Here is a 21,889-nt window from a genome sequence, read left to right on the forward strand (position 1 = left end):
ACTTCGCCTCGAAGGCAGCACTATGCCAGAGGAGGACCATCATGTTCCAATTTGCCAATCTTAAACCCGCCATTCTTTCCCTCGCCATCGTGCTAGGCCTCGTGGCGCAAAGCCGCAGCGTCGCCGCGGCTGAGACCGAAGTGCTGACCGTTGCGGGCGGGTGCTTTTGGTGCGTCGAAGCGGATTTCGAATCCGTGAAGGGCGTAAAAGAAGCCGTTTCGGGGTTTGCTGGCGGGCGGACAGAAAACCCGACCTACAAACAGGTCACCGGCGGCAATACCGGCCATTACGAAGCCGTGCAGATCGCATTTGACCCCTCGGTCGTCAGCCGCGATACGCTTCTGAACCTCTTCTTCCGCTCCATTGACCCTACCGATGCAGGCGGTCAATTCTGCGACCGGGGCGAAAGCTACCGCACCGCGATCTTTGCTGGGAACGCTGCCCAAAAAGCTGCCGCTGAAAAGGCCAAGGCCGACGCGCAGGCCGCGCTCGGTACCACAGTCGTGACCCCGATCCTCGGCGACGCACCCTTCTATCCCGCCGAAGACTATCACCAAGACTACTACAAAAGCAGCGAACGCCTAGCGTTCAGCAGCGTCGGCCTCGGTGTGAAAAAATCCGTAGCATACAAACGCTACCGTCAGGGCTGTGGTCGTGACGCGCGAGTCAAGCAACTCTGGGGCAGTGCAGCGCCTTTTGTGAAGTAAGCCGCAGCCTTAGGGCCTAGCCCCCAAAACGATGATCCCTGATTTCCTTCAGGTCGGGGATCACATCCGCCGTGCCATGCCGCGTGACCATCAGCGCCCCGGCGCGCAGAGCAAGGTCAATCGCCTGCGGCATGGTCATTCCCCTGTCCAGCCCCGCCACCAGATAACCGGTAAAGGTATCACCGGCCCCCGTCGTATCCACTGGATCGACCTTGTAGGCCGAATAGGTCTTAATCTGATGGGTCTTGTTAGAGACCCATTCACAGCCTCCGGCCCCCAGCGTGACAACAATATCATCGACCGGCAATTGGCGCAGTTCCCGCCCGGTCGCCGCCCGAAGTTGCGCCGCCTCGACCTCGTTCAGAACCAACAGATCAATCTGACTGATAATCGCTTTGACGGCGTCCGCCCTGAACGGAGCCGCCGCATAAGCGAGCCTAAGCCCGAGCGTCTTCGCAGTCTGTGCAGCTAGAACCTGCCCATTGGTCTCGTTCTGCATCAGCAACCAGTCGCCTGAAGAGGCCTCGCTCAGCGCTGCGCCGATCATCTCTTCGGTGATCTGATGGTTGGTGCCCGGAAACAGCACGATGTTGTTCTCGCCCTCGGCGTCGATAGCGATATTGGCATGACCCGTCACGCCTTCCATCAGGGTGATATGCGCCGTCTCGACCCCGTACTCTAGCAACCGTTCTAACGCCCAACCACCATCGGCCCCGAGCGCGCCGATATGCATCACCCGCGTCCCGGCCCGCGCGGCGGCGACCGACATATTGGCCCCCTTGCCGCCCAAACCTTGCCGAAACTCCAGCGCCGCGATGGTCTCGCCCGCGCCCGGCAGATGCGACACGAAATAGAAGTTATCCGCGTTGATAGAGCCGAGGTTCCAGATCATCACCCTACCTTGCAGGCCGCAAGAATGGCCATGTTGAGGATGTCATTTGCCGTCGAAGTTGAGGAACAGATCTGGATCGATTTATCGAGCCCCGTCAGGATCGGTCCGATCACCGTCGCCCCGGCCATCTCCTGCATGAGCTTCACCGAGATACTGGCGGAGTGCCGCGCCGGCACCACAAGGATATTGGCCGGCCCGGTCAGACGCGAAAACGGGTAGTTCGCCTGACTGGCCGCATTCAGCGCCACATCGACGGTCATCTCGCCTTCGTACTCAAAGTTCACGCCGCGCTGGTCCAGCACTTCGGGCGCCAAATGCATTTTCTCGGCCCGTTCCGACACAGGGTAGCCGAAGGTCGAGAAACTTACGAAAGCCACCCGAGGCTCCAGCCCCATGTGCCGCGCCACGCGGGCGCCGCTTTCAGCGATATTTGCCAGGTCATTCTCGTCTGGCCATTCATGCACAAGCGTATCGGCAATAAAGACGATGCGCCCTTTGTGCAGCAACGCCGTGATCCCCGCCGCGCCCGCTTCGGCATTGGCGTCGAAGACGTGGTTCAAACGTTCCAACACATGCGCCGATTTGCGCGTCGCCCCCGTCACCAACCCGTCACCATGACCATGCGCCAGCATCAGAGATGCAAAGACATGGCGGTCGCGAGAGGCAAGACGGTGAATGTCCTTAGTATCGAACCCTTTGCGCTGCAAACGCCCGTAAAGGAACTCTTTATAGGTCGTCAAATGCGGCGTATTGGCGGCGTTTACCACCTCCAACTCGCGCACCGCGTCTTCCATGCCCGCTTCTACCAGCTTGGCACGTACATCGTCCTCGCGACCCACCACCAGCGCCTTGCCCAACCCGGCACGCTGGTACATGACCGCCGCGCGCAACACTTTGGGATCGTCGCCTTCGGCAAAGATCATCCGCGCTTGGTTCGCCCGCGCCCGCGCATTGATGCCGCGCAGAATGCTGGCCGTGGGATCCATCCGCGATTTCAGACCGACCTCATAGGCGTCCATGTCGATGATCGGACGCCGGGCGGCACCGGTGTCCATGCCGGCCTTGGCAACAGCGGGGGGAATGCGGTGGATCAGACGCGGATCAAAAGGTGTCGGGATGATGTAATCGCGCCCGAACGTCAGCGTCTTGCCATAGGCCAGCGCGACTTCATCCGGCACATCCTCGCGGGCCAATTGCGCCAAGGCATGGGCACAGGCGATCTTCATTTCGTCGTTGATGGCCCGCGCGTGAATATCTAGCGCCCCGCGGAAGAGATAGGGAAAGCCCAGCACATTGTTGACCTGATTGGGATAATCGCTGCGCCCGGTGGCGACGATGGCGTCCATCCGAACCTCATGCGCCTCTTCGGGGGTGATCTCCGGGTCCGGGTTGGCCATGGCAAAGATCACCGGATTGTCGGCCATAGATGCCACCATGTCGGGCGTCACGGCGCCTTTGACAGAGACGCCAAGGAAGACATCCGCGCCCTTCATCGCCTCTTCGAGCGTGCGCATCTCGGTATTGGCGGCATGAGCCGATTTCCATTGGTTCATGCCCTCGGTGCGGCCTTGGTAAATCACGCCTTTGGTGTCGCACATGATGCAATTGTCATGCCGCGCCCCCATCGATTTCAGCAGCTCTAGACAGGCGATCCCCGCCGCTCCCGCGCCGTTGAGCACAATACGCACGTCTTCGATCTTCTTGCCCGACAGATGCAACGCGTTGATCAAACCGGCGGCACAGATCACCGCTGTGCCATGCTGGTCGTCGTGGAAGACGGGGATGTCCATCTCTTCCTTCAGACGCTGCTCAATGATGAAACATTCCGGGGCCTTGATGTCTTCGAGGTTAATGCCGCCAAAGGTCGGCCCCATCAGCTTGCAAGCGCTGATAAAGGCCTCGGTGTCCTCGGTATCAAGCTCGATGTCGATAGAGTTCACATCCGCAAAGCGCTTAAACAGCACCGCCTTGCCCTCCATCACCGGCTTGGACGCCAGCGCGCCCAAGTTCCCCAGTCCCAGCACCGCCGTCCCGTTCGAGATCACGGCAACCAGATTGCCCTTGTTGGTGTAATCATAAGCTGTCTCGGGGTTCTCCGCGATGGCTTCGCAGGGGACTGCGACACCGGGCGAATAGGCCAAGCTCAGGTCCCGCTGGGTGGTCATCGGCACCGTGGCACTGATCTCAAACTTGCCGGGCGTCGGCTCTAGGTGAAAGGCAAGCGCCTCTTCGGAGGTGATACGGTTCTTTCTCGTCACGACATGGCCCTTCTCTTGCTTTGAAATCTTTCTAGCCACGAACGCAGGCCTGTACAACGCAAGCCCCGCGTCACGGCAATTTTGCACGACAAAGACCGCCCATCACGCCCGCACCCCCTTTCCCTGCTTCGGGGGGTTTTGTAGGGTCCGCGCTGCAATAGGGGGCAGCCGTGCAGACAGAAAAAGTCACGCCGATGATGGCGCAATATCTTGAGCTTAAAGCGGACCACGCGGATGCGCTGCTGTTCTACCGCATGGGCGATTTTTACGAGATGTTTTTCGATGATGCCGTCGCCGCGGCCGAGGCGCTGGACATTGCGCTCACCAAACGCGGCAAGCATCAGGGCAAGGACATCGCCATGTGCGGCGTGCCGGTGCATGCTGCCGAAGGCTATCTGCTGACGCTGATCCGCAAGGGCTTTCGCGTCGCTGTTTGCGAGCAAATGGAAAGCCCTGCCGAGGCCAAGAAGCGCGGCTATAAATCGGTGGTGAAACGCGATGTGGTGCGGCTGGTGACGCCCGGCACGCTGACCGAAGAGTCCCTGCTGGAAGCGCGCCGACATAACTACCTCGCCGCCTTCGCCGAGGTGCGGGACGCCTGCGCGATGGCTTGGGTCGATATCTCGACCGGGGCGTTCCATGTGATGCCGCTGGCGCAGGTGCGGCTGGGGCCGGAACTGGCGCGGTTGTCGCCATCGGAGCTGATCGTTTCCGAGGCAAAAGAGACTGAATTGCACGAAGTCGTCTCTGATTTCGGCATCGCACTGACGGGTCTGGCACGCTCTGCCTTCGACAGTACCAGCGCCGAGAAACGAATCTGCGACCTGTTTGATATTGCCACGTTGGAGGCCTTCGGCAGCTTCACCCGCGCCGAGGTTTCGGCCATGGGTGCGGTAATTGAATACCTCACGATCACACAGCGCGGCAACCTGCCCCTGCTGCGCCCGCCGCAGAAAGAAGCCGAAGCCCGCACCGTCCAGATCGATGCCGCCACCCGGCGCAATCTGGAACTGACCCACTCGCTCAACGGAGGCCGCACCGGCTCGCTTCTGTCAATCATGGACAACACCGCCACCGCTGGCGGGGCCCGCCTGTTGGAGCGGCGCATCTCCAGCCCATCGCGGGTGGTCGATGTGGTCAAGGCCCGCGCTGACGCGGTGAGCTTTGCCTATGAAAACGCCCGCATCGCGCAGGACATCCGTACCCGGCTGCGCAATGTGCCAGACCTCGACCGTGCGCTCTCGCGGCTCTCGCTAGACCGGGGTGGTCCGCGTGACCTTGCGGGCATTCGCAACGGGTTGATCGAAGCCGAGGCCCTGCATCAGTCCCTAGCACAGCATGATCTGCCCGATCTGCTGCGCGAAGCCGCCGAGGGGCTGCAAGGCCATGGCGAACTCATTGACCTATTAGACAACGCGCTTGTTGCTGAACCGCCCCTCATGGTGCGCGATGGAGGCTTCATCGCGCCGGGCTATGACGAAGACCTCGACGCGGCCCGCGAGCTGCGCGATGAGGGGCGCAGCGTGATTGCCGGGATGCAGCAGCAATTCGTCACTGATACGGGCATTTCGGCCCTAAAGATCAAGCACAACAACGTCTTGGGCTACTTTGTCGAATGCACCGCCACCCATGCGGAAAAGATGCTGTCCCCGCCTCTGTCAGACACCTTTATCCACCGTCAGACCACCGCCAACCAAGTGCGCTTTACCACGGTCGAATTGTCCGAGTTGGAGACGAAAATCCTCAACGCGGGCAATCACGCGCAGGAGATTGAAAAACGCCTCTATGAAAGCCTGCGCGGCGCGATCCTTGACCATGCGGCGGAGATCGGGCAGGCCTCTTCCGGGCTGGCCGAAATCGACCTTGCCACAGGTCTTGCCGACCTCGCCCGCAGCGAAAACTGGATCCGCCCCCGCGTGGACATGAGCCGCGCTTTCGAGATTGAAGGCGGGCGGCATCCGGTGGTGGAACGCGCGCTGGCGCAGCAGTCAGGTGAACCCTTCATCGCCAATGACTGCAACCTTGGGGCCGAAGATGACGGTGCCAACATCTGGCTCCTAACCGGCCCGAACATGGCGGGTAAATCGACCTTCCTGCGGCAGAATGCGATCATCGCGCTGATGGCGCAGATGGGCAGTTTTGTCCCTGCCACTTCTGCGCATATCGGCATCGTAAGCCAACTCTTCAGCCGCGTCGGCGCGTCGGACGATCTGGCGCGGGGCCGCTCGACCTTCATGGTCGAAATGGTCGAGACCGCTGCGATCCTGAACCAAGCCGACGACCGGGCACTGGTGATCTTGGATGAGATCGGGCGCGGCACGGCAACTTATGACGGCCTTTCAATCGCATGGGCCACGCTGGAACATCTGCACGACGTGAACCGCGCGCGGGCGCTCTTTGCCACGCATTATCACGAGATGACGGCGCTGGCGGGCAAGCTGCCGGGGGTCGATAATGCGACTGTGGCGGTTAAGGAGTGGGAGGGCGATGTCGTCTTCCTGCACGAAGTGCGCAAGGGCGCTGCGGATCGCTCCTATGGCGTACAAGTTGCCCAATTGGCGGGGCTGCCGGCCCCTGTGATTGCCCGTGCGCGTGTTGTGCTGGAAGCCTTGGAAAAAGGCGAGCGTGAAGGCGGAGCGACGCAGAAAACCCTGATCGACGATTTGCCGCTTTTCGCCGTCAGCCCTGCTCCGCAGCCGAGGCCTGCGAAAACTTCGGCCGTAGAAGAAAAGCTCAAAGAGATCATTCCCGATGAACTTTCCCCCCGCGAAGCGCTGGAACTGATCTACAAACTAAAAGAGGCGGCCAAATCCTGACCGCCTCTTCCAAATCTAACTGAATGCGCGCTTAGCTCGCCGGGGTCGAAGACACCCCAACCTGCGCCGGGCGCAGCAGACGGTCGTGCAGCATGAAGCCCTCGGCGGCGACCTGAATGATCTCGCCCGCAACGGTGCCGGGCACCGGGGCTTCGAACATCGCTTCGTGATGCTTGGGATCGAACTTGTCACCCACTTCGGGCGCGATCACTTCGATGCCGTGCTTTTTGAAGACGCTGAGCAGCTCACGCATGGTCAGCTGGATACCTTCCAACAAAGGACCGAGAGCTTCGCGCTGCTCGTCCGTGGTGGTTTCCAGCGCACGCTTCATGTTGTCGTAAACCGGCAGCATGTCGCGGGCGAGCTTGGAGCCGCCGTAGTTTTCAGCCTCGCGTCGATCCTTATCAGACCGCTTGCGCGCGTTCTCGGCATCGGCCAGCGCGCGCATGAAACGGTCGCGGTACTGGTCACGCTCGGCGCGCAGTTCTTCGACCGCCAGCGCCTCTTCGTCGATCTCGGCCATGTCTTCAGCGTATTCTTCAGCTTCGGCGCTGTCGATCTCGTCCAAAAAGTCGTTTTCTTTCGGCTCTGCCATGTTCCACCTCTAGTTCCGGTCGGAAATTAGCTTTCCCACCAGTTGTGCCGTGTAATTCACGATCGGCACGATACGTCCATAATTTAAGCGTGTCGGGCCAATGACACCCACGGCCCCGATCACCTTACGATCAGCGTTCATATAAGGGGAAACGACCAGAGAGGAACCCGAAAGTGAGAAAAGTTTGTTTTCTGAGCCGATAAAAATGCGCACACCGTCGCCATCTTCGGCCAATTCGAGGAATTCGGCAATGTCCCGCTTGCGCTCGAGATCGTCAAACAGACTGCGAATGCGCTCGAGATCCTCGGCTTCGCCATCACCACCCAGCAGATTCGAGCGACCGCGCACAATCAGACGTTCGGACTGCTCGCCCTCACCGTCCCAAAGCACCGCGCCGCTTTCGACGAGTTGTTGGGCCAGCACATCAATCTCCTGACGCCGCCTGGCGATCTCCTGTTTGATGCTGCGCTGCAACTCACTAATCGTCTTGCCTTCGACAAAGGCATTCAGGAAATTCGCCGCTTCACGCATTGAGCTTGGGGTCTGGCCGGGTGGCGGGGTAAAGAGACGGTTTTCGACATGACCGTCAGAGAACACCAGCACCACCAGCGCACGATCCGGCGATAAAGAGACAAATTCGATATGTTTGATCGGCGCTTCATGCTTGGGCGTCAGCACCAACGACGCGCCATGTGTCACCCCTGACAAGGCCGAGCCAATCCGGTCCAGCAACCCGCCGACATCCGCAGAGTTATTGCCAAGAGTCGCATCGATCTTCTCGCGATCCAATTCCGTCGGATCGCCAATTTCGATCATGCCATCGACGAACATGCGCAGCCCCATCTGCGTCGGAATACGCCCGGCAGAGACATGCGGGCTGTCGAGCAGACCCATATACTCCAAGTCCTGCATCACGTTGCGGATCGTCGCGGCAGAGACCTTCTCACTGAAATCCCGCGTCAAGGTTCGCGACCCCACGGGATCGCCGCTTTCCAGATAGCCTTCGACCACCCGGCGAAAGACTTCGCGGGATCTATCGTTCATGTCTTTTAGCAATTCAGGCGTGTTTTTCATCTGTGCTCGCTCTCTCGTCTAATAAAGGTACAAGGCGGGCAAACGTCAATCGGGGTTGCATCAAAGCCTTCGAGGGCGGTATCCCCGGGCAACATTAAAAAGGATATGTCATGCGTCCCTCTGGCCGGAAACTCGATGAAATGCGCGCCGTCTCGGTAGAGACAGGTTTCACCAAACATGCCGAGGGTTCGGCCCTGATCAAGATGGGCGACACCCATGTGCTCTGCACCGCAACCATCGAAGACCGCGTGCCGCCGTTTATCAAAGGCTCCGGCTTGGGCTGGGTGACAGCTGAATACGGGATGCTGCCCCGCGCCACCAATACGCGGATGCGCCGTGAGGCCGCTTCGGGCAAGCAAGGCGGCCGCACTGTGGAAATCCAACGTCTGATTGGCCGCGCCCTGCGCGCCGGGGTGGACCGCTCTGCCCTGGGCGAGCGTCAGATCACCGTCGACTGTGACGTGCTGCAAGCCGACGGCGGCACTCGCTGCGCCTCGATCACCGGCGGCTGGATCGCCCTGCGACTAGCGGTGAATAAGCTGATGAAAGCGGGCGATGTCGTCTCCGATCCACTGGTCGATCCCGTCGCCGCAATCAGCTGCGGCATTTACGCAGGCCAGCCGGTGCTCGACCTCGACTACCCCGAAGATTCTGAAGCTGGCGTCGACGGCAACTTCATCATGACCGGCTCTGGCAAGCTGATCGAAATACAGATGAGCGCCGAAGGCTCCACCTATACCCGCGACCAGATGAACCAGTTGATGGACTTGGCCGAAAAAGGCGTTGGCGAGCTCGCTGAAATCCAAAAATCGGTTACTGCATGACACGCAAGTTCACAGAAAGCCGGATTCTGATTGCCACGCATAACGCGGGCAAGCTTGAGGAAATGGGCCAACTCTTTGCGCCGCACGGAGTTTCCGTGGTCGGCGCGGCAGAGAAGGACCTGCCAGAGCCGGAAGAGACAGAAACCACCTTTGTCGGCAATGCGCGGATCAAAGCCCATGCGGCGGCTAAGGCGACCGGCCTGCCCGCCCTAGCGGACGATTCCGGTATCGAGGTCGAAGCGCTCAACAACGCCCCCGGTGTCTATACCGCCGATTGGGCCGAAACCGAGAACGGCCGCGACTTTGTAAGGGCCATGACAAAGACCCGCGCTCTACTTGAAGAGAAGAACGCCCCCCACCCCCGCCGCGCGCGCTTTTGCGCGACTTTGGTGCTGGCCTGGCCCGATGGGCACGACGAGGTGTTCGCGGGAAAGGTGAATGGGACACTGGTTTGGCCCATGCGCGGCAAACAGGGGCATGGCTATGACCCGATGTTCCAGCCTGACGGCTACGACGTAACTTTCGCCGAGATGGATGCTGAGCAAAAAAACCGTATCAGCCACCGCGCTGATGCCTTTGAGAAACTGATTGCGGGCTGTTTTGGCTGAAGATTGGCAACAGGGTGGTTTCGGCCTCTACATCCACTGGCCATTTTGTGAGGCCAAATGCCCCTATTGCGACTTTAACTCTCACGTTAGTCGGAAAATCGACCAATCCGCGTGGCGCGATGCCTATCTCGCTGAGCTAAAACGCGCCGCGGACGAAACGGCGGGCCGCGTGCTCAACGCAGTATTCTTTGGCGGTGGCACCCCGAGTTTGATGGACCCGGATGTTGTCGCCGACATCATCTCCGCCATCCGCGGGCACTGGCCGACTGCGAATGACCTGGAGATCACACTAGAAGCCAACCCCGGCTCGGTTGAAGCAGGTCGCTTCGCCGCCTATCGCCAAGCGGGTGTGTCCCGCGTCTCGATGGGCATCCAAGCTTTGAACGATGCGGACCTCAAAAAACTGGGACGGCTGCATTCTGCAAAAGAGGCGATGACCGCTTTCGACATTGCCCGTAACACATTCGAACGCGTCAGCTTCGATCTGATCTATGGTCGGCAAGAACAGACGGTTGAACAATGGGAACAAGAGCTGAAGCAGGCGCTATCCCTCGCGATAGACCATATTTCGCTCTACCAGCTGACAATCGAACAAGGCACGGCTTTCGGAGATCGCTATGCCCGCGGCAAGCTACGCGGTTTGCCCGACGAAGACCTCGGCGCGGATATGTTCACCGTGACGCAAGATATCTGTAACCAAATGGGCATGCCCGCTTATGAGGTCTCCAACCACGCCCGCGACGGCGCCCAATCGCGGCACAATCTCATCTATTGGCGTTATGGAGACTATATCGGGATCGGTCCCGGCGCCCACGGACGTCTCACCTTGGGCGGTCAGAAATATGCCACGGTTGCCTACAGCAATCCCCAGCGTTGGCTGGATGGTGTCAAAACCGATACAACAGAAAAACCCCGCGCCGTGATAACACGCGCGGAACAGGCCACCGAATTTCTGCTCATGGGTCTGCGGCTAAAGGAAGGCGTTGACCTTAAGCGCTACGCCGCACTTTCTGGACATGAGATCGATCCGGAGGCGCTCGCGCACCTCCAGGATCTCGGTATGGTATCAGTAGAGAGTGAAAGATTAATCGTTTTAGACCAGGGCGTTATCGTTTTGAACGCCGTGATCGAGAGCCTGCTGCCTTAGGTGCCACCCAGCAGTCTGCAAATCTCATCAAGTTGGTCGAGGGAGGTGTAGTGCAGGGTCACTTTGCCAGTCTCCTGCCCCGGTTTGTGATCCAAAACCACCTTCATTCCGAGGTTCGCCGACAGATCACCTTCAAGCGCCTGAGTGTCAGCATCTTTCTCTGAACGCGACGAGGCACGCTGCTTATTTACCATATTATCCTGCCCGCCGGACTGGTCTTTCTTAACCAATGCCTCTGTTGCGCGGACCGATAGGCCGTTCTTGATAACCTGTTGAGCAAGCTTTAGCGGATCTTTCGCAGGAATAAGCGCGCGCGCGTGACCAGCACTCAACTCGTTCTTCCGCACCATCTCTTGCACGGGTTCGGGCAGGTTCAGCAACCGAAGCAGGTTAGCAATGTGGCTCCGGCTCTTGCCGAGCGCTTCTGCCATCTTCTCTTGCGTATGGCCGAACTTGTCCATCAGCTGCCGATAGCCTGCTGCCTCTTCCACTGAGTTCAGATCGGCCCGCTGGATGTTTTCGATAATCGCGACTTCGAGCACTTCTACATCCGTGAACTCTCGGACGATCACCGGAAGGCTGTGCACCTTTGCGATTTGTGACGCGCGCCAGCGGCGTTCTCCAGCCACGATCTCAAAATTTCCATCCGCAATCGCGCGAACGATGAGGGGTTGGATAACCCCCTTCTCTTTGATCGACGCTGCAAGATCGTCGAGGTTCTCTTGCTCAAAACGCTTACGCGGCTGATCCGGGTTCGGCTTGATTCGTTCGATCGGAACAAATTGCTCCGCCGCCGCGGCGCCTTTGGCTGCCACGGTCTCTGTCTCTGCTACGTCCGCCATTAGGGCCGAAAGCCCCCGACCCAAACCACGTCTACGCTCTTGTTTTTCAGCCATTCTGCCACCTCGTTATCCATTGTTTTTGATCAGTTCCGCGGCGAGTTCTCGATATGCCATCGCACCTTTCGATGTCGTGTCATAGCTCAACACCGGAACAGCAAAGCTCGGCGCCTCGCTAACACGCACGTTACGGGGGATTACGGTCTTGAAAACCAGCTCACCGAGATTGCTCCGCGCATCATTTTCTACCTGCTGGGACAGGTTATTGCGCTTGTCGTACATCGTCAAAAGTACACCTTCGATCCGTAGGTCCTTATTTCCTGATTGCCGCACTTCGCGGATGGTGAGCATCAGCTGCGACAGACCTTCCAGCGCAAAGAATTCGCTCTGAAGCGGTACCAGCACCGAGTGTGCTGCGATCATCGCGTTTACAGTCAGGAGGTTTAAAGACGGCGGACAATCGATCAGGATATAATCCAGCTTAAACTGGTCCATCTGCGTTTGGCGCAGGGCGTCATGGAGCAGAAAGCTGCGCTTCTCGTTGGCGAACAGTTCAATATCGGCTGAGCTAAGGTCGACTGTCGCGGGAACGATAAATAGGTTGTCAGACACTGTCGTTTTAACGACCTCATCAAGTGCGACATCTTCGAGCAGAAGTTCGTAGGTCGTGAATTCCCGGTCTTCGACTTCGATGCCCAGGCCGGTAGACGCATTGCCCTGCGGATCTAGGTCAACGACCAGAACCCTAAGCCCCGTTTCCGCGAGTGCGGCAGCCAGGTTGATTGTCGTGGTCGTTTTCCCGACCCCGCCCTTCTGGTTAGCTACCGCGACGATTTTTGGTCCTGCCGGGCGAGATAGGTCAGACACGAATAATATCCTTGATCTTTAATACGGCGGAATCGTAATTGGTCGTACTGGGCACTGCTTCGTAGGTAAACGACCATTCGCTCTCAGCTCGAGCAATTTCATTTTTCCACGTTTCGCCTTTGGGGAATACTGCGATCCCTTCGGGTCTAAGATGGCGTTCTGCGAACTCGAGAAGTTTAGGAAGGTCGCTCAAAGCCCTTGCTGATAACACATCGGCATCCTGCGGCGGTAACAGTTCGATCCGATCAGTATAGATCGTAGCATTTAAGCCCATTTCGCGGACTGCAGTACGAAGAAAGGCGCATTTGCGCTGATCGCTTTCGACGAGAGAGACGGTGTACTTCTGCTCCGTGTCGTTAAGAATTGCCACAACGATACCCGGCAGCCCTCCTCCGCTACCGAGGTCAACCCAATGGCCCGAACTATCCGCGATGTTGTAAACTTGGACGGAATCCAGAATGTGCCGTTCCCAGAATTCATTTACGCTGGTCTTCGAAACCAGATTGATCCTTGGGTTCCATTTCCGAACCAGATCCGCGTAGGCGTGGAGCTGGTCAGATGTTTCACGTGAAACATTAGGCAGCGGATTGCTCATGCCGTCAGTTTCACAGACCGCTTACGAATACGCGCAAGGATCAAGGTCAACGCAGCAGGCGTCATCCCGTCAATACGCCCAGCCTGAGCAATTGTCTCAGGCCGCGCTTTCACCAGCTTTGCGGTAAGCTCGTTCGACAAGCCTGACAATTCTTCGTACGCGAAGTCAGCGGGGATCCGGATAGCCTCGTCCTTCTGCAAAGACGCAATTTCACGGGTCTGCCGTTCGATATATGTTGCGTAAAGAGCATCACGGGAGACCTGTTCACGAATCTCCGCTGAAAACCGTTCGAGTTCGGGATCTAGCTTTAGCAGATCGTCAAAACAGACATTCGAGAACGCAAGAACCTGATAGGCGGAGCGCTTAGTCCCGTCTTCCTTCACTTCCATTCCTACCGATCGTAAAGCAGACGAAGAATACAAAGCTGATGTAAGTGCATCTTTCGCAAGGGCCAACTGCTTAGACTTCTCCTCAAAGGCGTTCTGCCGTTCCGGCGAAACGCACCCCAACTCTATCGCCAAAGGCGTAAGCCTCTGATCTGCGTTATCTGCCCGTAAAGACAACCGAAATTCTGCCCGAGACGTGAACATGCGATACGGCTCAGTCACCCCACGGGTTACAAGATCATCGATCATCACGCCTATGTAGCTGGAGGACCTGCTAAACTGGACAGGATCTTTGCCCTGAGAAGTCAGCCCAGCATTAAGTCCTGCAACTAGACCTTGAGCTGCGGCCTCCTCGTATCCAGTCGTTCCGTTAATCTGCCCCGCGAGGTATAGGCCGGGTACAGTCTCGATTTCTAGCTTGGACGACAGGGCACGGGGATCCACATAGTCATATTCAATGGCGTACCCCGGCTGGGTGATAACGGCATTTTCCAGACCGACCATGCTGCGGACGTATTCCAGTTGGACGCTTTCAGGAAGGGAAGTCGAGATACCGTTGGGATAGATGGTATGATCATCTACGCCCTCGGGTTCCAAGAATACTTGGTGTGACTCTTTCTCCGCGAACCGGACGACTTTATCTTCGATTGATGGGCAATAGCGTGGCCCTACCCCGTCAATATGGCCGCCATACATCGCTGACTTAGTCAGGTTTTCTTTGATGATCTGGTGAGTTTTCTCATTGGTATGCGTGATCCCACAAGCGACCTGCTTCGCCGAGATCACCTTCGACATAAATGAAAATAAGACTGGCTCGTCGTCTCCAGGCTGGGAATCCAGAACGTCCCAGTTAATCGTCCGTCCATCAAGCCGAGGTGGCGTACCGGTCTTCAACCGCCCCATAGGCAGGTTAAAGGAATCGATCCGCTCTGCGAGTTTAACGGAAGCCTTATCACCCATCCGCCCTCCGGCGTAAGAGACATCGCCGATGTGGATGACTCCCCGAAGGAAAGTTCCGGTCGTAAGGACTACGGACGGCGCAGTGAGGCTATTTCCATCTGAAAGGACAACGCCGTTAACGCTTCCGTTTTCCAGAACCAGATCGATGACTTCCCCTTCGACGACAGTCAGATTCGCCTGCCGCTCGATTTCCCGAAGCATTTCCCGCTGATAGATTTTTCGGTCAGCCTGCGCGCGGGGGCCCTGAACTGCCGGCCCCTTGCGACGATTGAGAAGGCGGAACTGAATACCGGCCTTGTCCGCGACGCGTCCCATAACGCCGTCCATAGCGTCGATCTCGCGGACAAGGTGACCTTTTCCTAGACCGCCGATCGCCGGATTGCAGGACATTACGCCGATACCGCCCCGCGACATCGTGACGAGCGCCGTTTTCGCACCGATGCGGGCCGCTGCGTGCGCTGCCTCAGAGCCGGCGTGCCCACCGCCAATAACGATTACGTCAAAATGTTTCACGTGAAACACTCCAGTCATTTACCTACGCAAAAGCTGGAGAATATTTCATCCAGCAGATTTTCGACGTCTATTCGCCCCACGAGGGCTTCCAAAGCCCGGATCGCAAACCGCAATTCTTCCGCAGCCAAATCATACCCGTCCGGGCCTCGCTGCAAGATAACATCCACGCCGCCTAATGACGAGGCGGCTTTCTCAAGTGCTACGCGGTGTCGCTCATGGGTCGCCAGACCAATGCTTCCACTTCGTTTGAGGAGCGCTTCCTGGATGTAGGACACGAGTTCCGAGATACCCTGCCCTGTCTTTCCTGAAACGCCAGCCGTGCCATTAGCATACAAATCAACCTTTGGCGTCAGGGATATATCGTCAGGCTGCGCCGTGATTCCAAGGTCTTCCCCCGGTTGGACAAGGAACACGCGGAGATCCGCCTGAGCCGCGCGTTCCCGCGCCCGTTCAATACCGATCGTTTCGATCTGATCCAAGCTATCTCTGACGCCAGCCGTGTCGAGAAGCGTTACTGGAAGACCGCCAAGGTCCATGCGCACTTCTATGACGTCTCTTGTAGTGCCCGCAATCTCCGAAGTGATTGCGGCATCACGCCCTGCGAGCGCATTTAACAACGTTGATTTCCCAGCGTTGGGCGCGCCGACGATTGCGACTTCAAAACCGGTGCGAACCCGCTCGGCAACATAGGTGCCCGCAATCTCACTGTTCAACTCAGCCGTGACGTTAGTCAGGAGAGCATCAACTTCTGGCGTCACATCAATAGGAACATCTTCGTCAGCGAAATCGATTGTCGCTTCGAGTAACGCAGCTGCTCTAATCAGATCCGCACGCCAGCCTTCGATCCGCTCTCCTAGCCGCCCAGAGAGTACTCGAACTGCCTGTTTCCGCTGGGCCTCGGTTTCTGCCTCGATTAGATCAGCCAACCCTTCCACCTGCGCGAGATCGAGCTTTTCGTTTTCTAGCGCCCGCCGAGTAAACTCGCCTGCTTCAGCGTGACGTGTTTCCGGGAAGGTAGAAAGAAGCGCGAGAACCGCTCGGGTTACGGCGATGGATCCGTGAAGATGGAGTTCGACGACATCCTCACCAGTGAAGGAGTTTGGTAGTACAAAGCTGAGGACCAAAGCTTGGTCGATAATTTCGCCATCACGGCCACGCAGGTTCCGCAGGGTGGTTTCACGCCCTTTCGGACGCCGCCCAGCGATTTCCTGCGTGATGTCAAAGGCGAGCGGGCCGGAGATACGGACCACCGCAACCCCGGCACGGCCCTGCGCTGACGCTAGAGCGAATATCGTGTCCATAGTTCACTAACCTACTGTTATTATTAAATAACTCAGGTGTTCATGGAGTCGAAGAAGTCAGAATTCGACTTGGTTTGTTTGAGCTTGCCCAGCAGGAACTCGATGGCGTCGGTGGTACCCATCGGGTTGAGGATGCGGCGCAGGACGAAGGTTTTCTGCAAGTCGACCTTGTCGACCAGCAGGTCTTCTTTCCGCGTGCCGGACTTAAGGATGTCGATCGCCGGGAAGACGCGTTTGTCGGCAATCTTGCGGTCGAGCACGATCTCGGAGTTGCCGGTGCCTTTGAACTCTTCGAAAATCACTTCGTCCATACGGCTGCCGGTGTCAATCAACGCGGTGGCGATGATGGTGAGCGAGCCACCCTCTTCGATGTTTCGTGCCGCACCGAAGAACCGTTTCGGACGCTGCAGCGCGTTGGCATCGACACCACCGGTTAGGACCTTGCCCGACGAGGGCACCACGGTGTTGAAGGCGCGGCCCAGACGGGTGATCGAATCGAGCAGGATGACAACGTCACGCTTATGCTCGACCAGACGTTTGGCTTTCTCGATAACCATCTCGGAGACGGCCACGTGACGTGTTGCAGGCTCGTCAAAGGTGGAGGACACGACCTCACCCTTCACGGACCGCTGCATGTCGGTGACTTCCTCAGGGCGCTCGTCAATCAACAAGACGATCAAATAACACTCGGGGTGGTTTTTCTCGATGCTGTTGGCGATGTTCTGCAACAGCACGGTCTTACCAGTGCGCGGCGGAGCGACGATCAGCGAACGCTGGCCTTTACCGATGGGCGAGACCAAGTCGATGATACGGGCTGAGCGGTCTTTGATCGTGGGATCGTCGACCTCCATCGTAAGCCGCTCGTCAGGGTAGAGCGGCGTCAGGTTTTCAAAGGCGACCTTATGGCGGGCCTTCTCAGGCGCCTCAAAGTTGATCTTGGTGACCTCGGTCAGGGCAAAGTAGCGCTCGGTGTCGTCAGGCGCTTTGATCAGCCCCTCAATCGTGTCCCCGGTGCGTAGCGACCATTTGCGGATCATGTCGGGTGAGACGTAGATGTCATCCGGGCCCGGAAGGTAGTTCGCTTCGGGCGAACGGAGGAAGCCAAATCCGTCTTGCAACACCTCAAGCACGCCGTCGCCGGAGATTTCCCAGCCGTCATCCGCGCGTTCGCGGAGAATCTGGAACATCATCTCGCCCTTGCGCATGGTCGAGGCGTTCTCGATCTCCAGCTCTTCGGCCATGGCAAGCAGGTTTTTCGGTGTCTGCGCCTTAAGATCAGCGAGGTTCAGCGTTTCGGTTGTCATGAAGCATCCTGTTCAGCCGCAGCAGAATGCGGGCTGGTCGATTATTTGAATGTGGCAGGCAGAAACCACCCCGGACGGGACAGTGGCGCAGATATAGGGGCCTGCGCGCTACGAGTCAATCGGATCAGAATTTCACGACGACGGAGAAGACGATCACGATCATCAGCAAGGTCGGCACTTCGTTCAACAGGCGGAACTGGCGCCCTGTTATGGTGCTTTCTCCGCGCTCAACCGCGCTGACCTGTTTTTTTAGCCAGACATGGAAAACCGTCATCGCGATGACGCTGGCACCTTTGGTCCACGGCCAGATCATCGTCCAGTCCACGATACCGGGCGTTAGAACGAGCGCGAGGCCAAATACCCATGTCGCCATCATGGCGGGCCGCATGATGAACTGAGCGAGCTTAATTTCCATCATCGAGAAGGTCTCATGCATTTGCCCGGAAGACCCTGCCTGCTCGACGTGATGCACAAATAGACGCGGCAGGTAAAACAGCGCGGCCATCCAGCTGATGACGGACACGATATGGAGCGCTTTGATCCACGGATAGGCAAAGCTGAGAAGGTCAAACATGGGGAAGGCTCCGGTGTGCGTGCTTCTTTCTTAATAAATAAGAAAAGAGAAAAGATGTAGTTGATTGTAGGGAAGCGGATTCCTGTGGATTATTGATTTATACGGCTGCTTATCAACAGGTGAGTAATCCTCCTGAGGCCCTGTGGAAAAAACCGATCCGATTCGGCGATATCGAACGTTTACAATAATTTGTCAGAGTATTTTCCGGGGGACAAAATGTATTGCCCGGGGGATAACCATTGAACTGCACTGGTTATACGCACAAGCGGGTTATCCCTATCCCTCGGGGTGGGAATCGGCGACAAAAACCGCGACTCGGGGCGAGATTTGGGGCCTTGTGCTGTCAACGCTTATCTCGCAGAACAAATCCTCAAGATTTGCGCCAGTTCATCACAGGGTTATCCACATGCCGCAAAAATTCATCCTCGCCTCCGGCTCCGAGATACGTGCGCAACTCTTGCGGCAGGCTGCGATCGCGCATGAGGTGATCCCGGCGCGGATTGACGAAGAGATGATCACCGCCGCCCTGCGCAGTGAAGCAGCAAAACCGCGTGATATTGCCGATACCTTGGCCGAGATGAAGGCGCGAAAGGTAAGCGAAAAGCACCCCGGCGCGCTGGTGCTAGGCTGTGATCAGGTTTTAGAGCATCGGGGCGAGATGCTGCACAAGCCTGCGGACCGAGAAGAGGCCATCGCCCAATTGCATCAACTGCGCGGAGATCGCCATTCTTTGCTATCAGCAGCCGTTCTCTATGAAGACGGCAAACCGCTCTGGAGGCATATCGGTCAGGTCCGGCTGAGGATGCGCGAGGCAAGCGACGCCTATATCGCGGACTATGTCGATCGAAACTGGGAGAGCATCCGTCACGCCGTGGGTTGCTATAAGCTAGAGGAAGAAGGCGTACGGCTGTTCAGTCAGATCGAAGGGGATTACTTTCACGTCCTCGGTATGCCATTTCTTGAACTGCTGAACTATCTGACGCTGCGCGGAGACCTCGAGACATGAGCCTGTCGAAAATTCCCCTTGCCGGTGTGATCGGCTCGCCCATCGCCCATTCCAAATCCCCACAGTTGCACGGCCATTGGCTTGAGACCTACGGCATCGCGGGCCACTACGTGCCGCTCGACGTTGAACCGGGCGATCTGGAAGAAGTGCTGAGAGCGCTTCCAAAGATGGGTTTTGTCGGCGTGAACCTGACGATCCCGCATAAAGAAGCGGTGATGAAGATTGCGGACCTTATTACAGACCGCGCGACGCTGATCGGCGCGGCCAATACTCTGATCTTTCGCGCCGATGGGAAAATTCACGCAGACAACACCGATGGCTACGGTTTCATCGAAAACCTCAAGGCTGGCGCGCCGGATTGGAACCCCAAAGCCGGGCCAGCAGCGGTGCTGGGCGCCGGGGGCGCGGCGCGGGCGGTGGTGTCTTCATTGATCGATGCTGGCGTGCCTGAGATTTGCCTGTCGAACCGCACCCGCGTTAGGGCTGAGCAATTGAAACGGGATTTCGGCAACCGTGTCACCGTTGTCGATTGGGTGCAGGCGGGCAACATGCTGGATCATGCTAATTTGGTGGTGAACACCACCTCGCTTGGGATGATCGGCAAAGGCGCGCTGCGCGTGCCGCTCGATGGGCTGCGTCCTGGCACGGTGGTGACGGATCTCGTCTATGCCCCGCTGCGCACGCATTTGCTGGAAACGGCCGATCAGATGGGCTGCGTGACAGTCGACGGCCTAGGCATGTTGCTGCATCAAGCCGTACCCGCGTTCGAGCGTTGGTTTGGCACAAGGCCAGAAGTTGACCGGGCAACGCGCACGGCGGTGCTGCGCTGATGTTTCTTTTGGGGCTGACGGGGTCGATTGGCATGGGCAAATCGACCACGGCCAAGATGTTTGCCGAGGAAGGCTGCGCCGTTTGGGATGCGGATGCGGCGGTGCATCGGCTATATGGCAAGGGCGGTGCGGCAGTGGCGCCAATGGCGGCAGAATTTCCCGCCGCGATCAAAGATGGCGCAGTCTCTCGCGAGGCGCTTAAAGAGACCATCGCTGCCGATCCAACCGCCCTGCCCCGGATCGAAGCGATTGTGCATCCGCTTGTGGCCGAAGACCGTGCAACATTCCTAGCAGATGCTAAAAGCGACATCGCTGTGCTCGACATCCCGCTGCTGTTTGAAACCGGCGGTGCGGCTGCGATGGATGCTGTCGCCTGTGTCACCATACCCGACGACGTCCAGCGCGACCGCGTGCTTGCGCGCGGCACCATGACCGAGGCGCAATTCGACGCCATCCGCGCCAAGCAAATGCCCGCCGAAGAGAAGTGCGCCCGCGCCGACTATGTGATAGAGACCGACATGCTCGACCATGCCCGCGCGCAGGTCCGGGCGGTGATCCGCGACATCAGGGAAAAACTGCGCCATGCGTGAAATCGTACTCGACACCGAAACCACCGGCTTTGACCCCGAAAGCGGCGACCGCATTGTCGAGATCGGTGCGGTTGAGCTGATGAACCATATGGCGACGGGTGAGACCTATCATCAGTACATCAACCCCGAACGCTCCATGCCCGAAGAGGCGTTTCAGGTGCATGGGTTGGGTGATGATTTCCTGCGCGACAAACCCAAGTTCGCGCAGATCGGTAAGTCATTTCTCGATTTTATCGGCACCTCGAAACTGATCATCCACAACGCCGCCTTCGACATCAAATTCCTGAACGCCGAGCTGCGCTGGATGGGCCTGCCGCAGATCCCATGGGAGCAGGCGCTGGATACGCTGGAAATTGCGCGCAAACGCTTTCCCGGTTCGCCCGCATCGCTCGATGCACTCTGCCGACGCTTCGGCATCGACAATACCTCGCGGACCCTGCACGGCGCTTTGCTCGACAGTGAAATTCTAGCTGAAGTTTATCTGGAACTCATCGGCGGGCGGCAGCCGGACTTTGCGCTGTCTTCGGCGCCCGAGCGGAAGTCTGGTGAGCCTGACACGCGCTGGACCCCGAAACCGCGGCCCAATCCCCTGCCCGCGCGTCTGACAGAGGCCGAAGCCGCCGCCCATGCCGAATTTATCGGCAAACTGGGCGACGACGCGCTGTGGAAACAGCTTGGCTGACGCTTAGGCGTCGGCTTTGGGCGGATTTTCGGCCTGACGGCGGGCAACTTCGTTGCGGTACAGCGACAGGAAGTCGATGTTTTCGAGGTTCAGCGGCGGGAAGCCACCGTCGCGGGTCACGTCGCTGACGATGCGGCGCAGGAACGGGAAGATCATGCGCGGGCATTCGATCAGCAGATAGGGGTGCATCTGCTCTTCCGGCACGTTTTCAACTTGGAAGATGCCGACATAGTCGATCTCCAACACGAACAGCGTCGCGTCGCCGTCTTTCGCCTTGGACGTGATGTTCAGCTTGATCGCGGTTTCATACTGGTTGTCACCGCCGCGCTTTTTCGCATCGAGGTTCACCTGAACCTGAACGTCAGGCTGCACATCGGCGGGTGCACCCTTTTGCGCCATAATGTTTTCAAACGACATATCGCGGATGAACTGGCCCAGCACGCGCATCGACGGCTGCTTTGCCTGGGGTGTTTCGTTTTCTGCCATGGTCTGTGTCCTGTAGTGGTTAAATTCTTAAATCC

At 58.1% G+C, this 21,889-nt stretch carries 21 protein-coding genes; 9 read left to right on the top strand and 12 right to left on the bottom strand.

Going from position 1 to position 21,889, the window contains the following annotated elements; genetic code table 11:
• Positions 1 to 41: 41 nt before the first annotated feature.
• Entirely contained in the window at positions 42 to 707 is a 666-nt protein-coding gene (gene msrA / locus BLS57_RS02480) for a peptide-methionine (S)-S-oxide reductase MsrA (RefSeq protein ID WP_093738822.1), read from the top strand.
• A 16-nt stretch (positions 708 to 723) separates the two neighbouring features.
• Here the strand turns inward: msrA and BLS57_RS02485 are convergent, their stop codons facing one another.
• Positions 724 to 1,599, bottom strand: coding sequence for a ribokinase (locus BLS57_RS02485; RefSeq protein ID WP_093738824.1), 876 nt, complete (start codon positions 1,597 to 1,599; stop codon positions 724 to 726).
• Positions 1,599 to 3,857, bottom strand: a complete 2,259-nt coding sequence (locus BLS57_RS02490) for an NADP-dependent malic enzyme (protein WP_093738826.1) — start codon at positions 3,855 to 3,857, stop codon at positions 1,599 to 1,601. Before BLS57_RS02490 ends, BLS57_RS02485 begins: the two co-directional genes overlap by 1 nt.
• 194 nt (positions 3,858 to 4,051) lie before the next feature.
• On the opposite strand from BLS57_RS02490, the gene mutS reads away from it, so the two are divergent.
• Entirely contained in the window at positions 4,052 to 6,673 is a 2,622-nt protein-coding gene (gene mutS / locus BLS57_RS02495; protein WP_093738828.1) for a DNA mismatch repair protein MutS, read from the top strand.
• A gap of 31 nt (positions 6,674 to 6,704) precedes the next feature.
• On the opposite strand, the gene BLS57_RS02500 is transcribed toward mutS, so the two are convergent.
• Positions 6,705 to 7,268 carry a nucleotide exchange factor GrpE gene (locus BLS57_RS02500; RefSeq protein ID WP_007118398.1) on the bottom strand — a complete coding sequence of 188 codons (564 nt, stop codon included), beginning with the start codon at positions 7,266 to 7,268 and terminating at the stop codon, positions 6,705 to 6,707.
• 9 nt (positions 7,269 to 7,277) lie between these two features.
• Positions 7,278 to 8,312: a heat-inducible transcriptional repressor HrcA gene (gene hrcA, locus BLS57_RS02505; RefSeq protein ID WP_244153579.1), complete on the bottom strand. Its 1,035-nt coding sequence runs from the start codon at positions 8,310 to 8,312 to the stop codon at positions 7,278 to 7,280.
• Between the two features lie 140 nt (positions 8,313 to 8,452).
• On the opposite strand from hrcA, the gene rph reads away from it, so the two are divergent.
• The 3 genes from rph to hemW are packed head-to-tail and all read left to right on the top strand — an operon-like array spanning position 8,453 to position 10,921.
• Positions 8,453 to 9,166 (top strand): ribonuclease PH, encoded by a 714-nt coding sequence (rph, locus tag BLS57_RS02510; RefSeq protein WP_093738833.1) that lies wholly within the window; start codon positions 8,453 to 8,455, stop codon positions 9,164 to 9,166.
• The gene (gene rdgB / locus BLS57_RS02515) at positions 9,163 to 9,774 is read left to right on the top strand and encodes an RdgB/HAM1 family non-canonical purine NTP pyrophosphatase (protein ID WP_093738835.1); all 612 of its coding nucleotides are present in this window, start codon (positions 9,163 to 9,165) and stop codon (positions 9,772 to 9,774) included. The genes rph and rdgB overlap by 4 nt, the downstream gene beginning before the upstream one ends.
• A complete protein-coding gene (gene hemW / locus BLS57_RS02520) occupies positions 9,767 to 10,921 on the top strand; it encodes a radical SAM family heme chaperone HemW (RefSeq protein ID WP_093738837.1) in 1,155 nt (384 codons plus the stop codon). The genes rdgB and hemW overlap by 8 nt, the downstream gene beginning before the upstream one ends.
• On the opposite strand, the gene BLS57_RS02525 is transcribed toward hemW, so the two are convergent.
• From BLS57_RS02525 to BLS57_RS02555, 7 genes are all read right to left on the bottom strand, one after another.
• The gene (locus tag BLS57_RS02525) at positions 10,918 to 11,817 is read right to left on the bottom strand and encodes a ParB/RepB/Spo0J family partition protein (protein WP_093738839.1); all 900 of its coding nucleotides are present in this window, start codon (positions 11,815 to 11,817) and stop codon (positions 10,918 to 10,920) included. The two genes, hemW and BLS57_RS02525, sit on opposite strands and share 4 nt — an antisense overlap.
• Positions 11,818 to 11,829: 12 nt before the next feature.
• Complete coding sequence (locus BLS57_RS02530; protein ID WP_093738841.1) at positions 11,830 to 12,627, bottom strand: ParA family protein; 798 nt, start codon at positions 12,625 to 12,627, stop codon at positions 11,830 to 11,832.
• Positions 12,620 to 13,222 carry a 16S rRNA (guanine(527)-N(7))-methyltransferase RsmG gene (rsmG, locus tag BLS57_RS02535; RefSeq protein ID WP_093738843.1) on the bottom strand — a complete coding sequence of 201 codons (603 nt, stop codon included), beginning with the start codon at positions 13,220 to 13,222 and terminating at the stop codon, positions 12,620 to 12,622. Before rsmG ends, BLS57_RS02530 begins: the two co-directional genes overlap by 8 nt.
• Positions 13,219 to 15,081 (bottom strand): tRNA uridine-5-carboxymethylaminomethyl(34) synthesis enzyme MnmG, encoded by a 1,863-nt coding sequence (gene mnmG, locus BLS57_RS02540; RefSeq protein WP_093739146.1) that lies wholly within the window; start codon positions 15,079 to 15,081, stop codon positions 13,219 to 13,221. The genes rsmG and mnmG overlap by 4 nt, the downstream gene beginning before the upstream one ends.
• Before the next feature lie 14 nt (positions 15,082 to 15,095).
• Positions 15,096 to 16,382 carry a tRNA uridine-5-carboxymethylaminomethyl(34) synthesis GTPase MnmE gene (gene mnmE, locus BLS57_RS02545; RefSeq protein ID WP_093738845.1) on the bottom strand — a complete coding sequence of 429 codons (1,287 nt, stop codon included), beginning with the start codon at positions 16,380 to 16,382 and terminating at the stop codon, positions 15,096 to 15,098.
• A 32-nt stretch (positions 16,383 to 16,414) separates the two neighbouring features.
• Entirely contained in the window at positions 16,415 to 17,686 is a 1,272-nt protein-coding gene (gene rho / locus BLS57_RS02550; protein WP_067267859.1) for a transcription termination factor Rho, read from the bottom strand.
• A 124-nt stretch (positions 17,687 to 17,810) separates the two neighbouring features.
• On the bottom strand, positions 17,811 to 18,260 hold the full coding sequence (locus tag BLS57_RS02555) for a CopD family protein (protein ID WP_093738847.1): 450 nt from the start codon (positions 18,258 to 18,260) through the stop codon (positions 17,811 to 17,813).
• Between the two features lie 406 nt (positions 18,261 to 18,666).
• Here BLS57_RS02555 and BLS57_RS02560 point away from each other — a divergent pair, with 406 nt between their 5' ends.
• Genes BLS57_RS02560 through dnaQ form a run of 4 tightly spaced genes read left to right on the top strand, consistent with a single transcriptional unit; the run spans position 18,667 to position 21,368 of the window.
• On the top strand, positions 18,667 to 19,266 hold the full coding sequence (locus tag BLS57_RS02560; RefSeq protein WP_093738849.1) for a Maf family protein: 600 nt from the start codon (positions 18,667 to 18,669) through the stop codon (positions 19,264 to 19,266).
• Complete coding sequence (locus tag BLS57_RS02565; protein WP_093738851.1) at positions 19,263 to 20,096, top strand: shikimate dehydrogenase; 834 nt, start codon at positions 19,263 to 19,265, stop codon at positions 20,094 to 20,096. The genes BLS57_RS02560 and BLS57_RS02565 overlap by 4 nt, the downstream gene beginning before the upstream one ends.
• The gene (coaE, locus tag BLS57_RS02570; protein ID WP_093738853.1) at positions 20,096 to 20,686 is read left to right on the top strand and encodes a dephospho-CoA kinase; all 591 of its coding nucleotides are present in this window, start codon (positions 20,096 to 20,098) and stop codon (positions 20,684 to 20,686) included. Before BLS57_RS02565 ends, coaE begins: the two co-directional genes overlap by 1 nt.
• Positions 20,679 to 21,368, top strand: a complete 690-nt coding sequence (dnaQ, locus tag BLS57_RS02575; RefSeq protein WP_093738855.1) for a DNA polymerase III subunit epsilon — start codon at positions 20,679 to 20,681, stop codon at positions 21,366 to 21,368. The genes coaE and dnaQ overlap by 8 nt, the downstream gene beginning before the upstream one ends.
• Positions 21,369 to 21,371: 3 nt before the next feature.
• On the opposite strand, the gene secB is transcribed toward dnaQ, so the two are convergent.
• Positions 21,372 to 21,854: a protein-export chaperone SecB gene (gene secB, locus BLS57_RS02580; protein WP_093738857.1), complete on the bottom strand. Its 483-nt coding sequence runs from the start codon at positions 21,852 to 21,854 to the stop codon at positions 21,372 to 21,374.
• Positions 21,855 to 21,889 lie beyond the last annotated feature (35 nt).

The organism is Sulfitobacter delicatus, assembly GCF_900102535.1.
GTDB classification, from domain to species: Bacteria; Pseudomonadota; Alphaproteobacteria; order Rhodobacterales; family Rhodobacteraceae; genus Sulfitobacter; species Sulfitobacter delicatus.

What these genes read in the sequence shown, in the direction of transcription:
- dnaQ (WP_093738855.1), top strand. Translation starts at nt 20,679, where the DNA reads ATGCGTGAAATCGTACTCGACACCGAAACCACCGGCTTTGACCCCGAA.
- rph (WP_093738833.1), top strand. Translation starts at nt 8,453, where the DNA reads ATGCGTCCCTCTGGCCGGAAACTCGATGAAATGCGCGCCGTCTCGGTA.
- rdgB (WP_093738835.1), top strand. Translation starts at nt 9,163, where the DNA reads ATGACACGCAAGTTCACAGAAAGCCGGATTCTGATTGCCACGCATAAC.
- BLS57_RS02565 (WP_093738851.1), top strand. Translation starts at nt 19,263, where the DNA reads ATGAGCCTGTCGAAAATTCCCCTTGCCGGTGTGATCGGCTCGCCCATC.
- msrA (WP_093738822.1), top strand. Translation starts at nt 42, where the DNA reads ATGTTCCAATTTGCCAATCTTAAACCCGCCATTCTTTCCCTCGCCATC.
- BLS57_RS02500 (WP_007118398.1), bottom strand. Translation starts at nt 7,268, where the DNA reads ATGGCAGAGCCGAAAGAAAACGACTTTTTGGACGAGATCGACAGCGCC.
- mutS (WP_093738828.1), top strand. Translation starts at nt 4,052, where the DNA reads ATGATGGCGCAATATCTTGAGCTTAAAGCGGACCACGCGGATGCGCTG.
- coaE (WP_093738853.1), top strand. Translation starts at nt 20,096, where the DNA reads ATGTTTCTTTTGGGGCTGACGGGGTCGATTGGCATGGGCAAATCGACC.
- mnmE (WP_093738845.1), bottom strand. Translation starts at nt 16,382, where the DNA reads ATGGACACGATATTCGCTCTAGCGTCAGCGCAGGGCCGTGCCGGGGTT.
- BLS57_RS02525 (WP_093738839.1), bottom strand. Translation starts at nt 11,817, where the DNA reads ATGGCTGAAAAACAAGAGCGTAGACGTGGTTTGGGTCGGGGGCTTTCG.
- rho (WP_067267859.1), bottom strand. Translation starts at nt 17,686, where the DNA reads ATGACAACCGAAACGCTGAACCTCGCTGATCTTAAGGCGCAGACACCG.
- hrcA (WP_244153579.1), bottom strand. Translation starts at nt 8,312, where the DNA reads ATGAACGATAGATCCCGCGAAGTCTTTCGCCGGGTGGTCGAAGGCTAT.
- BLS57_RS02560 (WP_093738849.1), top strand. Translation starts at nt 18,667, where the DNA reads ATGCCGCAAAAATTCATCCTCGCCTCCGGCTCCGAGATACGTGCGCAA.
- BLS57_RS02485 (WP_093738824.1), bottom strand. Translation starts at nt 1,599, where the DNA reads ATGATCTGGAACCTCGGCTCTATCAACGCGGATAACTTCTATTTCGTG.
- rsmG (WP_093738843.1), bottom strand. Translation starts at nt 13,222, where the DNA reads ATGAGCAATCCGCTGCCTAATGTTTCACGTGAAACATCTGACCAGCTC.
- secB (WP_093738857.1), bottom strand. Translation starts at nt 21,854, where the DNA reads ATGGCAGAAAACGAAACACCCCAGGCAAAGCAGCCGTCGATGCGCGTG.
- BLS57_RS02555 (WP_093738847.1), bottom strand. Translation starts at nt 18,260, where the DNA reads ATGTTTGACCTTCTCAGCTTTGCCTATCCGTGGATCAAAGCGCTCCAT.